This is a genomic window from Bacteroides salyersiae WAL 10018 = DSM 18765 = JCM 12988 (genome assembly GCF_000381365.1).
Classification (GTDB): domain Bacteria; phylum Bacteroidota; class Bacteroidia; order Bacteroidales; family Bacteroidaceae; genus Bacteroides; species Bacteroides salyersiae.
In genome coordinates this window covers 70,448-82,605 of the sequence record NZ_KB905470.1, presented here as the reverse complement: position 1 = coordinate 82,605, position 12,158 = coordinate 70,448, and the positions used below count along the sequence as shown (strand labels likewise).

Annotated in this window: 19 protein-coding genes and 2 pseudogenes; 12 read left to right on the top strand and 9 right to left on the bottom strand. The window is 46.8% G+C overall.

Annotated features, from left to right (window positions below):
* Nucleotides 1-73: 73 nt before the first annotated feature.
* From HMPREF1532_RS21420 to HMPREF1532_RS21155, 9 genes and pseudogenes are all read left to right on the top strand, one after another.
* Nucleotides 74-457: a hypothetical protein gene (locus HMPREF1532_RS21420; protein ID WP_224204793.1), complete on the top strand. Its 384-nt coding sequence runs from the start codon at nt 74-76 to the stop codon at nt 455-457.
* Between the two features lie 160 nt (nt 458-617).
* Nucleotides 618-953, top strand: coding sequence for a hypothetical protein (locus HMPREF1532_RS20340; RefSeq protein ID WP_005790754.1), 336 nt, complete (start codon nt 618-620; stop codon nt 951-953).
* Between the two features lie 8 nt (nt 954-961).
* A complete protein-coding gene (locus tag HMPREF1532_RS20335) occupies nt 962-1,177 on the top strand; it encodes a hypothetical protein (RefSeq protein WP_005790756.1) in 216 nt (71 codons plus the stop codon).
* A gap of 11 nt (nt 1,178-1,188) precedes the next feature.
* Nucleotides 1,189-1,410, top strand: coding sequence for a hypothetical protein (locus HMPREF1532_RS20330; protein ID WP_005790759.1), 222 nt, complete (start codon nt 1,189-1,191; stop codon nt 1,408-1,410).
* A gap of 13 nt (nt 1,411-1,423) precedes the next feature.
* A complete protein-coding gene (locus HMPREF1532_RS20325; RefSeq protein WP_005790760.1) occupies nt 1,424-1,846 on the top strand; it encodes a PcfK-like family protein in 423 nt (140 codons plus the stop codon).
* Between the two features lie 2 nt (nt 1,847-1,848).
* Nucleotides 1,849-3,132, top strand: coding sequence for a PcfJ domain-containing protein (locus HMPREF1532_RS20320; RefSeq protein WP_005790762.1), 1,284 nt, complete (start codon nt 1,849-1,851; stop codon nt 3,130-3,132).
* A 24-nt stretch (nt 3,133-3,156) separates the two neighbouring features.
* Nucleotides 3,157-3,414, top strand: coding sequence for a hypothetical protein (locus tag HMPREF1532_RS20315; RefSeq protein ID WP_005790764.1), 258 nt, complete (start codon nt 3,157-3,159; stop codon nt 3,412-3,414).
* 19 nt (nt 3,415-3,433) lie between these two features.
* Nucleotides 3,434-3,664 (top strand): DUF3873 domain-containing protein, encoded by a 231-nt coding sequence (locus HMPREF1532_RS20310; RefSeq protein ID WP_005790765.1) that lies wholly within the window; start codon nt 3,434-3,436, stop codon nt 3,662-3,664.
* Nucleotides 3,661-3,783: pseudogene (locus HMPREF1532_RS21155) on the top strand (DUF6956 domain-containing protein); the annotation flags it as partial. The gene HMPREF1532_RS20310 and the pseudogene HMPREF1532_RS21155, both read left to right, overlap by 4 nt.
* A gap of 108 nt (nt 3,784-3,891) precedes the next feature.
* Here HMPREF1532_RS21155 and HMPREF1532_RS20305 read toward each other — a convergent pair.
* Genes HMPREF1532_RS20305 through HMPREF1532_RS20295 form a run of 3 tightly spaced genes read right to left on the bottom strand, consistent with a single transcriptional unit; the run spans nt 3,892 to nt 7,107 of the window.
* Entirely contained in the window at nt 3,892-4,917 is a 1,026-nt protein-coding gene (locus HMPREF1532_RS20305) for a tyrosine-type recombinase/integrase (RefSeq protein WP_005841877.1), read from the bottom strand.
* A gap of 2 nt (nt 4,918-4,919) precedes the next feature.
* Nucleotides 4,920-5,906, bottom strand: coding sequence for a tyrosine-type recombinase/integrase (locus HMPREF1532_RS20300; protein WP_005924223.1), 987 nt, complete (start codon nt 5,904-5,906; stop codon nt 4,920-4,922).
* Nucleotides 5,890-7,107, bottom strand: a complete 1,218-nt coding sequence (locus HMPREF1532_RS20295) for a site-specific integrase (protein WP_244266399.1) — start codon at nt 7,105-7,107, stop codon at nt 5,890-5,892. The genes HMPREF1532_RS20300 and HMPREF1532_RS20295 overlap by 17 nt, the downstream gene beginning before the upstream one ends.
* A 217-nt stretch (nt 7,108-7,324) precedes the next feature.
* Here HMPREF1532_RS20295 and HMPREF1532_RS22060 point away from each other — a divergent pair.
* The 3 genes and pseudogenes from HMPREF1532_RS22060 to HMPREF1532_RS20285 form a co-directional block, all read left to right on the top strand.
* Nucleotides 7,325-7,453 (top strand): annotated as a pseudogene (locus HMPREF1532_RS22060) (DUF6956 domain-containing protein); the annotation flags it as partial.
* Nucleotides 7,454-7,507: 54 nt separating this feature from the next.
* Nucleotides 7,508-7,816 (top strand): hypothetical protein, encoded by a 309-nt coding sequence (locus HMPREF1532_RS20290; protein WP_005790769.1) that lies wholly within the window; start codon nt 7,508-7,510, stop codon nt 7,814-7,816.
* A 119-nt stretch (nt 7,817-7,935) separates the two neighbouring features.
* Nucleotides 7,936-8,157: a DUF7688 family protein gene (locus HMPREF1532_RS20285; protein ID WP_021668321.1), complete on the top strand. Its 222-nt coding sequence runs from the start codon at nt 7,936-7,938 to the stop codon at nt 8,155-8,157.
* 66 nt (nt 8,158-8,223) lie between these two features.
* Here the strand turns inward: HMPREF1532_RS20285 and HMPREF1532_RS20280 are convergent, their stop codons facing one another.
* The 6 genes from HMPREF1532_RS20280 to traN form a co-directional block, all read right to left on the bottom strand.
* Entirely contained in the window at nt 8,224-8,553 is a 330-nt protein-coding gene (locus tag HMPREF1532_RS20280; RefSeq protein WP_005790773.1) for a hypothetical protein, read from the bottom strand.
* An 89-nt stretch (nt 8,554-8,642) separates the two neighbouring features.
* A complete protein-coding gene (locus tag HMPREF1532_RS20275; RefSeq protein WP_008651040.1) occupies nt 8,643-9,170 on the bottom strand; it encodes a glycoside hydrolase family protein in 528 nt (175 codons plus the stop codon).
* A 2-nt stretch (nt 9,171-9,172) separates the two neighbouring features.
* Nucleotides 9,173-9,670 (bottom strand): DUF3872 domain-containing protein, encoded by a 498-nt coding sequence (locus HMPREF1532_RS20270; RefSeq protein WP_005790779.1) that lies wholly within the window; start codon nt 9,668-9,670, stop codon nt 9,173-9,175.
* 13 nt (nt 9,671-9,683) lie between these two features.
* Nucleotides 9,684-10,568 (bottom strand): toprim domain-containing protein, encoded by an 885-nt coding sequence (locus HMPREF1532_RS20265; protein WP_005790781.1) that lies wholly within the window; start codon nt 10,566-10,568, stop codon nt 9,684-9,686.
* A gap of 7 nt (nt 10,569-10,575) precedes the next feature.
* Nucleotides 10,576-11,151 (bottom strand): conjugal transfer protein TraO, encoded by a 576-nt coding sequence (locus tag HMPREF1532_RS20260; RefSeq protein WP_005790784.1) that lies wholly within the window; start codon nt 11,149-11,151, stop codon nt 10,576-10,578.
* Between the two features lie 2 nt (nt 11,152-11,153).
* Nucleotides 11,154-12,143 (bottom strand): conjugative transposon protein TraN, encoded by a 990-nt coding sequence (gene traN / locus HMPREF1532_RS20255; RefSeq protein ID WP_005790786.1) that lies wholly within the window; start codon nt 12,141-12,143, stop codon nt 11,154-11,156.
* Nucleotides 12,144-12,158 lie beyond the last annotated feature (15 nt).

Sequence of the window (12,158 nt, the reverse complement as noted above, 5' to 3'; positions counted from 1 at the left end):
AAATGATTTTTCTTTTTTCGCTGTCCCTTTTGCCGGAAGCGGAAAGTGAATGCAGAGTGTGTCAGCCTGCCCCATGAATGAAGCAGACGGACACACACAGCCGGGCAAACCGGGAAGAATGATTGTTGTCGCCCGGCTGGACAAGTCCTGTCGGATCGGAAACATTCATACTTCCTTTGTTGTGGTTTGCCCTTTTCACGCTCCGGTGATGTCTTTTCCCTTTTGGTTATTCCTTTTTTACGGATTTTCTCCTGAAGTTTTTTCTACCCAATCTGCCTCTGTTTTCGTTTACCTCCATTTTGCGCCTTTCAGTGAGCCGCATCAGTCAGTCATTTTCGTTCTGGGCGCAAAGGTAATTCCGGGATTGGACGGGAAAGCAAGGTCAAGCCTCCTGTTTTCGGTAAAAATCTCCAGCCCTGCGGGTAGTATTTTGACCGAAAAACCTTGCATTCCCTAATCCCTACCTTTTCAAGCACCCGAAACGAAAACGACCGATGCGACAGAAAGACGCATAAAAAAAATGTCGGATAAACGAGAGGCAGATAAGATAGTTTGAAACTCAACTCCCTCAGCTCTTGAATCCGCATAAAAAAACAAAAAATCAAAAAACAACGGATATGAGAACAGCGATAGCAACAAAATTCGTGGCATGGGAAGTACCAAGTTTGGAGAACCTGCAAGACTGCAAGGTGTACGGACTTCGTAGCAAACTCAACAACGGAGAAAAATTGAGCCGAGAGGAAAAGGACTGGCTTACACGCAACGTGAATAGCAATTCCTATTTCAATAGCGCAGTACCCCTGCAAGGTTGGAAGTTTGACTTCTCCGACATTCTCCGAACCTACATCGTGAAGCAGTACGGACATTGGGCGGAATACAAGGCTACCGACAAGACCGCACTCCGCAGTTTCCTTTACGGCAGGATTGACAGCATCGTGGAACTTAACAAGTAAATACGGCTATGACAGCAACGGCAAATTTCAGACAAGTGGCGCAATACATCGGGTTGGCGATATGCGGCTTGATGATGCGCACCGCCTTCGGGGTGTTCGGCATCCTTTGGGGCATCATCAGAGAGATTGTAAACGGAGTGTTTCGAGTGGCGATAGGTGTAATCGTGGCTATCCTTTCCACCATTGCCTTCTTCGGCTTCATTCTTTGGTTATTCACCCTTTAACCCTTACCGATATGGCAAAAAGAAACAGCAAGACGGCAGCGCAGCAGTGCAGATATTACGAGGTGGACAACATCTTCGTGTATATGGTGGAAACGTACATCAACGGCAACATATCCGTGTTCCGTGAACTCTACCACGAACTGAACAAGGACGCACGGAGGGACTTCATGGACTTCCTTCTCAGCGAGGTAGAGCCGACCTATTGGAGAGAGATACTGAAACAGACAATCTAAAAACGACAGCGATATGAAAGGAACAGACCATTTCAAGAGAACGATACAGATGTATCTGGAACAGCGGGCGGAAGAGGATGCGCTCTTTGCGAAGAACTACCGCAACCCTGCCAAGAACATAGACGATTGCGTGACCTATATTCTGAACTACGTGAAGAAAAGCGGTTGCAACGGCTTCACGGACGGAGAGATATTCGGGCAAGCCGTCCACTACTATGACGAGAACGAGATAGAGGTAGGCAAGCCGATGAACTGCCAAGTGGTGGTGAACCACGTTGTGGAACTCACGGCGGAGGAAAAGGCGGAAGCACGTCAGAACGCTGTCCGCAAATACCAAGAGGAAGAACTCCGCAAGTTGCAGAACCGCCACAAGCCGAGAACCGCCAATAAAGCGAGCGCACAAGAAGTACAACAACCCAACCTATTCAATTTCTGATTATGAAACCGAGAACACGCATACAGCAGGAAGTCGCACGTTTGAGCAAGCGACTACCGATATTGACCGAAGAACAAAGGGCATACGCTTTCCGTCATTGCTTCAAGCATTACGCGGTCAAGAGGGCAAACGGCACGAACATCTGCACCGAGTGCGGACATTCGTGGAAAAGCGACCACGACCTTGCCGACACCGTTTGCGGATGCACCTGCCCCCGTTGCGGTATGGAGTTGGAAGCGTTGCGCACCCGAAAGAGCGTTTTCAGCGATATGGAGTATTTCTCCATCGTCACCACCTGCAAGCAGTACCAAGTGATACGCTTCTTTTCCGTCAATTCCCGATACAAGGCAGGACAGCCTGCCGAGTATTCCATCTTTGAGGTAGTGCAGAGGTGGATTGCCCCCGACGGCAGGACAACGACCGTTGCCCGACTGCGTGGAATGTCGATGTTATATTATGACCAGTGGTCGGAATACAGCGATATGGAGGTACGCAAGAACCAAGAAATTCGGGCATACGACATCACTCCGAGATGCACCTACCCCCGACAGCGTTTCATACCCGAAGTGAAGCGAAACGGCTTCAAGGGCGAATACCACAATATCCTGCCTTACGACCTTTTCAAAGGCATTCTTTCCGACAGCCGTGCGGAAACGCTGTTGAAGGCTGGGCAATATCAGATGTTGCGCTACTACCTGCACCACTCTTTCAATATCGGGGAGTATTGGGCGTCAATCAAGATATGTATCCGCAACGGCTACACCATCACAGACGGCTCTGTGTGGCGTGACACGATAGACCTCCTGCGACACTTCGGCAAGGACACGAACAGCCCGAAGTACGTCTGCCCCCAAGACCTCAAAGCCGAACACGACAGGTTGGTGGCAAGACGCAACCGCCAAAGGGAACGTGAACGGACTGAACGGCAACGGCAGAAAGCGGTTGAGGACGAGAAACAATATCTGAAAGCCAAAGGCATATTCTTCGGACTTGTCTTTTCCGACAGCCTTATCTGCGTTAAAGTCATAGAGAGCGTGGAGGAAATGATAGAGGAAGGACGGATGATGCACCATTGCGTGGGCGGCTACCACAATCGGGAAAATTCCCTTATCCTTTCAGCGACCATTGACGGCAGACGCATAGAAACGGTGGAAGTGTCCTTGAAAACCTTTGAGGTGGTGCAGTGTCGTGGCTTATGCAACGAGAACACAGAATACCACGAGCGCATCATAGACCTTGTGAACAAGAACGCCAATCTTATCCGTGAGCGGCTGAAAGCGGCATAGCATCAACCCTAAAACAACATTGATATGGAAGTAAGAATTGAAAGCATGATTTGTGTGTGGGACGATAAAATCCCTGCATTGTTCCTTGAATTTGTAAACCTCCTCACTCTCACAACGAGTGAGGGGGAATTGAGAAAGAGCGTAAAGGCGTTTGCCGAGAAGCACGAACTTGACAAGTTCTTCCTTTACGGCTTCGGCTCACACCATTTCTATCTGCATCAACGCTACACGAGCAATCCCGAAATGGTGATGAAGAACAGAGTTCTGTCAGTACATTTTTAACCATCTAAAAAGCAACATTATGGCAACACGAATGACCATCAACGGAGTAAGCACCTGCACGGAAGCAGGTACGGAGAAATACGAGCGTTTCCAATCGGGTATAGGCAGACGCAAGCGGACACTTGTGCAGTATGACTACCGCCACACGGACGGAGAATTGTTCGCTTGTGTCAAACCCACATTGGACGAGTGCCGAACCGCAAGGAACAAGTGGCTGAACGCAAAGCAGGGAAAGGAGGACAACCGATGAACACGACCTATCAGACGCTGATAGTCAAGTTCAGCGAATCTATCACGGCATTGGACGGCATCTTTGACGATGCCGGAGCGTGGGGAACGAACACCCTCAAAGGGTGGATAGATGATTACGTTATGTATAGGGAATAATTATGTAAAGTTTGTTTGGTTTATTTTTATTAAGTTACTGATTTTCATCTGTTAAATAACATAATATCCCAAACAAACTTCACATAAGTTTTAATACTTAGTCCGTAAATCCTTTAGATAACCCAACAAGGATTTGTCTTTTTGCCATGTCGTTTTACCCTCTTTTATTATTCCCGGATTTACACGTGACAATGCCTCCAGCTTCTTCTTTTCACTTGCACGAGCATATATTTCTGTTGTAGTTGTTGAAACATGCCCTAAAAAATCCCTTATATAAACCAAATTTATATCCGCCTCCAATAAGTGCATGGCTTTGGAATGCCGGAAAGAATGGCATCCCAAATTTTCAGGGATTAAATCAGGGGACTTTTTTCGAGCTATCTCTGCATATTTCTTTACAATATTCAGGACGGCAACACGGGAAAGTTTCTCTCCGTGGAAATTACAAAAAATAGGAACACAATGCCTGTCCTCTTTCATCAATCCCTCATCATACATATATTTTTTGAGATTGGATGCTTGTTGTTTTGATAAAGGTACAATCCGTGCCTTATTACCCTTTCCGCATAATTTGACAGTCGCCGTATCATTAAATTCTATATTAGGTGGCGTAAGGTCAATTAGTTCCTGAACTCTTGCCCCACTGTCATAGAGTAGTGAAAGAAGAACGAAATCCCGACGACCATATCGTGTTTTCAAATCAGGTTGACTTAAAATCAACTTTATACCATCTATCGTAAGATAAGCCATTTCAGGAGCAGCAGTTTTCTTTTTCCTTATTGACATTATTTCATGATAACGGAACATTCCTTTTACATCTCGATATTGCAGGTAACTATAAAAAGACCGAATGGCTGCAAGACGTGCATTTCGCGTGGAAACAGAGCAATGCCTGTCTTCTTCAAGCCATTGCAAGAAATTTATAATCCGTTCTTTGGTTATATCCGCAAGGGTAACACGCTGTGGATTTATAAATTCTTGCTCTTTCAGGAACTCAATCAACAGGGAGAATGTGTAACTGTAAGTCAATATCGTATTTTGGGAAACGCCACATTCTATTGGCAGATATGTGCCAAAAAAATCGGTCAGATATTTAGAAAAATCAGTAGGTTTCATAATTATTCTTCTGTTTCAATATTAATATCAGGGAATACACAACGATAGGTATCATCAACTTTTGCAATTAATTGAGGATACATTTGCTGCGTCATCCGTACATACTGGTTTGTTGAGTATAAAGATTTATGTCCGACATAAGTCATAAGGAGTGGCAATGAGTTGTATAGGTCTTTTCCTGATTCTGACATTTTAACAAGAGATTCCACGCAAAAAGTATGGCGCAAGTCATGAAGTCTGGGCGTTTTGCCCTTTGCCCCTGCAAATATTCCTGCCCGTTGCAACACCGCCTTGAACAATCTGTTTATAGATGTTCCTCTGCATCGCTTTCCGTCAGCAGAAGAAAAGAAGGGCGCATCCGGTTCAACAGACATATTACAGTGTTCTTTATAAACAACATAGTCCTTACAAATTGCAGTCAAAGACAAAGACATTGGCACGATTCGGTCTTGTCCGTTCTTACACTCATGCAGGGTTAGTGTACCCAAAGCGAGATTAACGTCCTTATGGCAAAGTTTTAACGCTTCTCCGATACGTATTCCCGTTCCGTATAGCATCCTGATAATTAAAGGAATTACACCTCTTATCGAATTGTAAACGCATTGTGTGCTTCCCATTTTGTCACACTCCTTAAAAATTGCAGCCATCTCTCTTTTGGTGTATATATGAGGGATGAACGAACGCTTGGTTTTACGCAATTTCGGGACATAGGAATCATATCCCAAAAGTCTAAGATAACTTGAAAAACCACGAAGGTATAACATGCGTGTTTCACGATTTCTTTCTGATTCCAACGGATTCAGGTTTTTCCAAGCGTTGAATAAATCTCTTGAAATGCCTATTTCTGTTTCGTTGCGTTCAATAGTGAGCATGTCAAAACGGTGTAATCTCCTTTCAATATCAACCATCTTATATCCTTTTGAACGCTTATAATCAGCATATTGCTGGATTAATTCGGAATATATGCCATAGTTATTTGCTTTCTCCATATAGATTATCATAAATTGTTGTCGGAATAAAAGGTACATCCAATGCGCATTGTCGCAAAAGGTCAACAGATACACGAAGATATGCCGTTGTAACTTGGGAATTGCTGTGTCCCAATGTTTCAGATATGACAGGTAATGTCACTTCGTTACTCAATAAGCTTGTGGCAAGGCTATGGCGCAGGATATGGCTCCCATGTCGTCTTGTTGCAAAATCAACTCCGGCATTGTGCATCCATTCTGTTATGGTATTTGCTACAGCATTTTTAGCCAGTGGGTTATAGGGAGTCTTAAATGACAAGAACACATAAGGTAAATCCACCTTAGGACGGCTATGTTGTATGTAATCTATTATTGCCATGCCAACTTCTTCCGAAAGTGGCAATGTAACCCTCTTGCCCGTTTTTTGCTGTGCAAAACATAACCTGTTATTCTCCCAATCCAAATTGCAGAAACGCAGCCCTCTAATGTCAGAATTGCGCAAACCGTATCGGGCTCCCAATAATATAATGGCATAATCCCTTTTCCCTCTTGATGTCGTACGGTCAATGGCATTGATAATCGCCTCTACTTCTTGGGGCGTATAAACGGACGGTATTTTGGGGCTTTTGAGAAATCTGTGTTTAAAAAGTTCCTTCCAACGTTCCGGATTGTTGTCCGGTAATAACCCACGCTCGCACATATAAAACAAAAATGCACGTACTTTCGTAATAGCTTCTTCCCGTCCACCTGTAGTCAGTTCCTTATCAAGTTTTTGTATATATAAGATTCCTTCTTGCAACCCGAATGTTGCGGCATCCAAATCGGCAGATACCCAATACTTATACAAATCATATAATCTGATTTCACTTCTACGGATAGAAGCGGACTGCCTTCCGGTAGATTGTAAATCTTTCAGGAAAAGACGAAAGGGATAACCTTTTTCCCCACCGAACTCATACGGCTTTTTGAGTGTCCGTGCTCTTACCTCATTCGATTCCAACAACTGGTTTAAAGCGTCAATATGCCGGTAACGCAGTTTTTCCCGTACTGTTAGGGTCTGGTAATCCCTATTCAAGAACCTATATTGAAGAAACTGATACCCTACGGAATTATCATATTCCGCTATTTTCTTCTGTTCCATGAAGTGCGCCAATTCATTATAAGTACGATTGTACATTTTGAAACTTCCTTGTTTGTAACCTCTTGATTGCAAGAAAGACATAACACGCTCTCTTAGTAAATCTAATTTTCCTATTCGCATAATAAATCATGATTTAAAAATGGATAAAGACAAAAGTATTATGCGAAGATGTTATGTGAATAGTTTCTTCTGAAATATTTGATATTCTTATAGTTGGTTGTTAGCAATATGTAAGATTAATGTAAACTTTACATAATTATTCCCTATACATAACGTAGCTTATGTAAATCTTTGCATAAATTACGAAAGCACACGCTTCACCGCCACCGACAGCCATACGGCAGTTATCACGAGCGAGTACAACATGGAATGTGTGAAAGAGTGGCTGCAACGGCAGACACCCATTGCCGAGATGCGAGAATTTTGAACAAGTTGGCGGTGTCCGCACCGCCAACACTTAAAAACTCTAAAAACAAAGGATATGATAGCAAAGACGATATTACAGCAGATAGGCGGAAAACGCTTTACCGCCATGACGGGAAGCCGTGACTTCATAGATATGGGCAACGGCTTACGGATGAGCCTTGCAAGGAACAAGACAAGCGCAAACCGCCTTGACATCATCTATGATGCAGGGGCAGACCTCTACAATATGCGCTTCTACAGCAAGACATTCAGCAAAAAGACATTCGAGTGCAGGACGAAAGACATTGCCGTACACGAGGGAGTTTATTTTGATATGCTGGAAGAAATATTCACGATGGTGACAGGACTTTACACACGCTTTTGAGTGGCGGGGCGGCGAAAGCCGCCCTACTTTCTTTCAGTGAGCATGATGGCGGACAAAGAAAGTAGCAAAGAAACCTTTGTCCAATCTGCGATACCATTCACAAAAAACAAGTTTTAATCATGGAAACAATCAGACAGAACGGAAAAATCATCTTGCACGGCAACGACGGCATAAGCATAAAGATGATTTTCAGAAACCTTACGGGAAAGAATTTTCAAGGTAAGGAGTATGCGGACTATATTCGCCACATCGCAATCAACAGCATGGGATTTACGTCCGGCAGCATCGAGCATTGCAGGGACGGTGGCGTGATAGACACGGGAACAATCCCGAATGTATGAAATGTAAAAGCAGAAAATCCGATGAAGCCCCAACTTCATCGGATTTTCGTTTATGTATGGCAGGCTCTAATCTAAACCTTTTGCCTCCCGTTCTTCATCTCTTTCTTGCGCATACTTCATTCCATAAAACGACTCCGCATCCATTTCTTCCATTAGATTGCTTTCAATCCATTCAGGTAAAAATTTTGCCGCATCTGGGGTTAGCCTTAAAGCATTATTCGTTGGTTCATACACAATCATGGTATCTTCACTACCATTTGCTGGTTCAACTCTGAATAAAGAACTTGATTCTGTATTACCAACAGATGCTTGGTAAAATTCGTATATCTCATGATAATTCATATCAATCGAATCAACGAAGCCTTGAAAATCTTTTGTTACGTTTGAATATGACATAAGTTGAGTTATAAATGTTTTTTCTTAACATAAGCAAAGGACGTGCCAAGTTGAATATGGCACGTCTTTTGTCAGTTTTGTCAGTCCTTTTATGGAATATACAGTAGCGCAAACTCCGCCTTTCTCCGTTTGAGCAGCATGGCGTGGCGTTTCCCTTTGTAGTTGCAGAAGGCTATATACTCACGGTAGATGTTCCTGTCGCCAGTTTCCAGCTTCTTGATTAAGGTGCTTTTGGGGATTGTCTTGCTGCCTAAGAGCTTCGCCGGTCCCACATTGTAAGCTAACGTGCCAAGCAAAGTCGAATCAACTCCGAATTTACGGAACATGGCGACAAATTTGCGCAGGTCTTTCCTCAAAAGTTCATCCGCATCCCGTTTTGTCATGGTTCGTGCCGAATACTTCTCGTTTGGCAAAAGTTTGTGACCCCAACCCACGTATGGGTGGTGTTTTTCTGAGTGCCAGCCTTCAAAGTAGCGGCAGCATAAAAAAGCACGTTCCATAAGTGGCAGTCGGTAGATTGCCGCCTGCCCGTCCGCTCCCTCTTGGCGGCTGATCTGTGCGGACACAGAACAGACCGCCAGAAGCGAACAGAGCATTGTCATGAATATACGCATCATCTTCATACACGTTTGAAACCTCCGATGGGAATGGCGGTAAAGCCGTCATCTTTCACGTTCCGGTTGTTGAAGTCAAATTCCAATTCGTAGGAATTTTTGAAATTATCCTCCACCACCACGATGAAATTATGTGCCTCGTCACCCTCCGCCGTATAGTACAGGCGGAACTTCCCGTTCTCCAGCAGGTAGCGGTCGTTGGGCAGGAAGGTGATGCCGTTATCCATTTTCAACTTTCCTTCCCCCTCAAACTGAAAGTAGCGGATAGTGTAAAGCGTGTTAGCGAAGTCGCCCTCCTTTTTCAGTTCACAGCGGATTTCCACCGTCTGCCCCTTCGTCACCTTGTTCGGCACGGGCATGACCTCCACCGTGAAGGGATAGGACTGCTGGATGTCCATGTCGTCGTCGCACGATACGAGGGTGAATGACACGGCGGCTATCAGGCATAACGCCACCGCCTTGAAGATGTTTGTTCTCTTGTTTCTGTTGTTCAGTATGTTCATTTTTCTTCGATTTTTAGATGGTTGTTTTTCTGTTTTTTGTTGTCTGTTGCAGGTACTCGTTCAAGTCCTTGCAACCGTCATAGAGGGAGGAACGGTCGGCGACACGCGCCCCATACCGTTTGGCAAGAGCGTCAAGCGTCCGCCGTCCGGCTTCGTCACGGTCGAGGAAGCATCCGATGCGCCCGTAGCCGTTCAGCAATCCCGCCGCCTTCTCCACGTTGGCGACGGAGTTCAGCACAAGGCAGTCAGCGTTACCGGTTACACCAAGCGTCACGGCGGAGAGAAAGTCCATGAAGCCCTCGAACACGAGGCACTCGTCAGCCAAGATGTCATTCGCCTTTACCAGCGATACGGACTTCGGCGGTATGCACCCCTTGAAAAAGCGGCTTCGGACTTCATAGCCACCTGTCATGTTCGGGAAACCGACGGCAAAATACCGTTTTCCACGAACGCCGTAGTTCAGACGGCAACAGTGGCGGGATGCTACTCCGATTGGTATGCCCCGTTCCGCCAGATACTCCGTCAGCGGTGAGCGGAGCAGCAGAGCGACCTCCACATCCTCAAAGACGGGTTCGGTCGGCTTAGGGAGATAGGCGGGCTTTTCCCATCCGGTCACCGTCATGTTGGCGGTTTCCGCTATGAACTTCGCCTGCGCCATGAAGTCACCGCTTTGCAGAAACTCCCCGGCAAGCGTGAAGATGTCGCCGCCCTTGCCCAAACCGAAGTCGTACCAGAGCTGTTTCGCCACGTTCACACGGAAAGAGGGTGTGCGCTCGCCCCTGTACGGGGCGATATACCACAGCTCGTTTCCGCTCCTTCTGACAGGCTCATGCCCCAACCGTGCAAGAAAATCCGCAAGCGGCATCCTTCTGACTGCATCTATTTCCGTCCGTTCCATACCCGTGTCAGTTGATGATGAACTTCACGCCGACCCCGAACTGCGTGTGAAACTTCCGTGTGTCGCCACCCCACAGGCAACGCTCACGCAGATTGGCAAGCAGGGCGATACGGTCTGCCACGTAGCACTCCACATCGAGCGTCAGCGCACCGCCGTAGATGAAGGCGTCCCGGTCGTGCAACGTGGAGCCGTCAAACAGCACCTTCTTTCCCCAATTCACCGATTCATATCCGGCAAGAGCCGAAGCCCCGGCATAGACGAACACGATTTTTCGGGCGTCCGACAGTATCTTGAAGTAATAGCCACCCTCCGCCGTGAACTGCGCCACGGGTATCTTGGTGTCCTTGTAGGGGTTGTTCTTCAGGAGATATTCGCCACCGAACACCCACTTGTTCCCTTTCTTCGTGTAAGTGGAGAGAGCAGCCCCGAAGCTGTACCCGCCGTCCTTGCCGCCGGGATGAAAGCCGTCCGCCATATTCGCCCTCACCTCAATGCCCAGCATCTTCGGCAGGCATCGCTGGGCGTGCGCCTGCCCCGTGAAAAGGGCAAGCGACGCGATGATTATTGCGATGTACTTTCTCATGGTTAGCGCACTTGAAGTTCGTTGATGGTATTGGCGCGTACCAAATCCTCGTTCTCAATCACGAAGGATTGGTGACGGCCGCCGTTCTTCTCGTTAAGTTCCACAATAAGGCACTTGTCATCGGGGATGGTGAACTTCGCCATCGTGAAGACCGTGCGCTCGCTCTTCCTGCCCGGCACGAGGGTGGCGTAGTTCTGCGCGCGGAGCGGCAGAATGATCTGCTCCTGCACGGCGGTACGCTTTGCCACCTTCTTGTCCACGATTTTCCAAGTGATGTAGTCCACATCGAAAGGCACGTTGCTCTGGTTCTTTATCTCCGTGTGGAAGTATAGCAAGCCGTTGTGCGTGTAGATGCCTTTCAGAAGATATTGGATGCCGAAACGTTTGCAGCCGATATGCTTCACCTCCCGTTTGTTCTGTTTGTGGATGGACTTCATGATAAGGCGCACCAGCATCGGGCTTTCGCTGCCCAGCTCTTTCAGATAGATTTCCTGCGCATTGTTCGGGCGGTTCACCGTGCTGCCGTCATGGATGAAGTCGCACATCTCCACGTTGAGCAACAGCGGTTCGGCGGCGTATTTCACATTGAAGGTGTAGAAACTGCCGTCCTCCGTGATGACGGACATATTCGTTTCGTTGGAAAAATTCCTCACGGTAGCCTTCACACGGATGACGTTCTCCGCTCCGTCTGCTTTCCCGGCAATCAGGTCGGGCGAGCCTAAATCGACGTAGCGCACCTCCGCCGGAAAGATGACGTGGACGGTCTTGTCGTAGGTCACTTCCAGTCCGTGCGGCGGTATCATGCGGTCGAAGGTCAGCTTGCGCGACAGCCCGTGATACAGGTCACCGTCCGCCTCCTTCTGCGGATAGACCTCCTTTGTCAAGGTCGGCTGTTCATTACTTCCGTTGGTCGTTTCAACGGTTACATTCTCCTGCGCGTTGGCAGTTGCGATGCCCATAGCGAGGGCAAACATGATGATTACTTTTCTCATTACTTTTGGATTTTT

Excerpts from the sequence above, each read along its gene's own strand:
- HMPREF1532_RS21420 (WP_224204793.1), top strand. The coding sequence starts at position 74 with ATGAATGAAGCAGACGGACACACACAGCCGGGCAAACCGGGAAGAATG.
- HMPREF1532_RS20340 (WP_005790754.1), top strand. The coding sequence starts at position 618 with ATGAGAACAGCGATAGCAACAAAATTCGTGGCATGGGAAGTACCAAGT.
- HMPREF1532_RS20335 (WP_005790756.1), top strand. The coding sequence starts at position 962 with ATGACAGCAACGGCAAATTTCAGACAAGTGGCGCAATACATCGGGTTG.
- HMPREF1532_RS20330 (WP_005790759.1), top strand. The coding sequence starts at position 1,189 with ATGGCAAAAAGAAACAGCAAGACGGCAGCGCAGCAGTGCAGATATTAC.
- HMPREF1532_RS20325 (WP_005790760.1), top strand. The coding sequence starts at position 1,424 with ATGAAAGGAACAGACCATTTCAAGAGAACGATACAGATGTATCTGGAA.
- HMPREF1532_RS20320 (WP_005790762.1), top strand. The coding sequence starts at position 1,849 with ATGAAACCGAGAACACGCATACAGCAGGAAGTCGCACGTTTGAGCAAG.
- HMPREF1532_RS20315 (WP_005790764.1), top strand. The coding sequence starts at position 3,157 with ATGGAAGTAAGAATTGAAAGCATGATTTGTGTGTGGGACGATAAAATC.
- HMPREF1532_RS20310 (WP_005790765.1), top strand. The coding sequence starts at position 3,434 with ATGGCAACACGAATGACCATCAACGGAGTAAGCACCTGCACGGAAGCA.
- HMPREF1532_RS20305 (WP_005841877.1), bottom strand. The coding sequence starts at position 4,917 with ATGAAACCTACTGATTTTTCTAAATATCTGACCGATTTTTTTGGCACA.
- HMPREF1532_RS20300 (WP_005924223.1), bottom strand. The coding sequence starts at position 5,906 with ATGGAGAAAGCAAATAACTATGGCATATATTCCGAATTAATCCAGCAA.
- HMPREF1532_RS20295 (WP_244266399.1), bottom strand. The coding sequence starts at position 7,107 with ATGTCTTTCTTGCAATCAAGAGGTTACAAACAAGGAAGTTTCAAAATG.
- HMPREF1532_RS20290 (WP_005790769.1), top strand. The coding sequence starts at position 7,508 with ATGATAGCAAAGACGATATTACAGCAGATAGGCGGAAAACGCTTTACC.
- HMPREF1532_RS20285 (WP_021668321.1), top strand. The coding sequence starts at position 7,936 with ATGGAAACAATCAGACAGAACGGAAAAATCATCTTGCACGGCAACGAC.
- HMPREF1532_RS20280 (WP_005790773.1), bottom strand. The coding sequence starts at position 8,553 with ATGTCATATTCAAACGTAACAAAAGATTTTCAAGGCTTCGTTGATTCG.
- HMPREF1532_RS20275 (WP_008651040.1), bottom strand. The coding sequence starts at position 9,170 with ATGATGCGTATATTCATGACAATGCTCTGTTCGCTTCTGGCGGTCTGT.
- HMPREF1532_RS20270 (WP_005790779.1), bottom strand. The coding sequence starts at position 9,670 with ATGAACATACTGAACAACAGAAACAAGAGAACAAACATCTTCAAGGCG.
- HMPREF1532_RS20265 (WP_005790781.1), bottom strand. The coding sequence starts at position 10,568 with ATGGAACGGACGGAAATAGATGCAGTCAGAAGGATGCCGCTTGCGGAT.
- HMPREF1532_RS20260 (WP_005790784.1), bottom strand. The coding sequence starts at position 11,151 with ATGAGAAAGTACATCGCAATAATCATCGCGTCGCTTGCCCTTTTCACG.
- traN (WP_005790786.1), bottom strand. The coding sequence starts at position 12,143 with ATGAGAAAAGTAATCATCATGTTTGCCCTCGCTATGGGCATCGCAACT.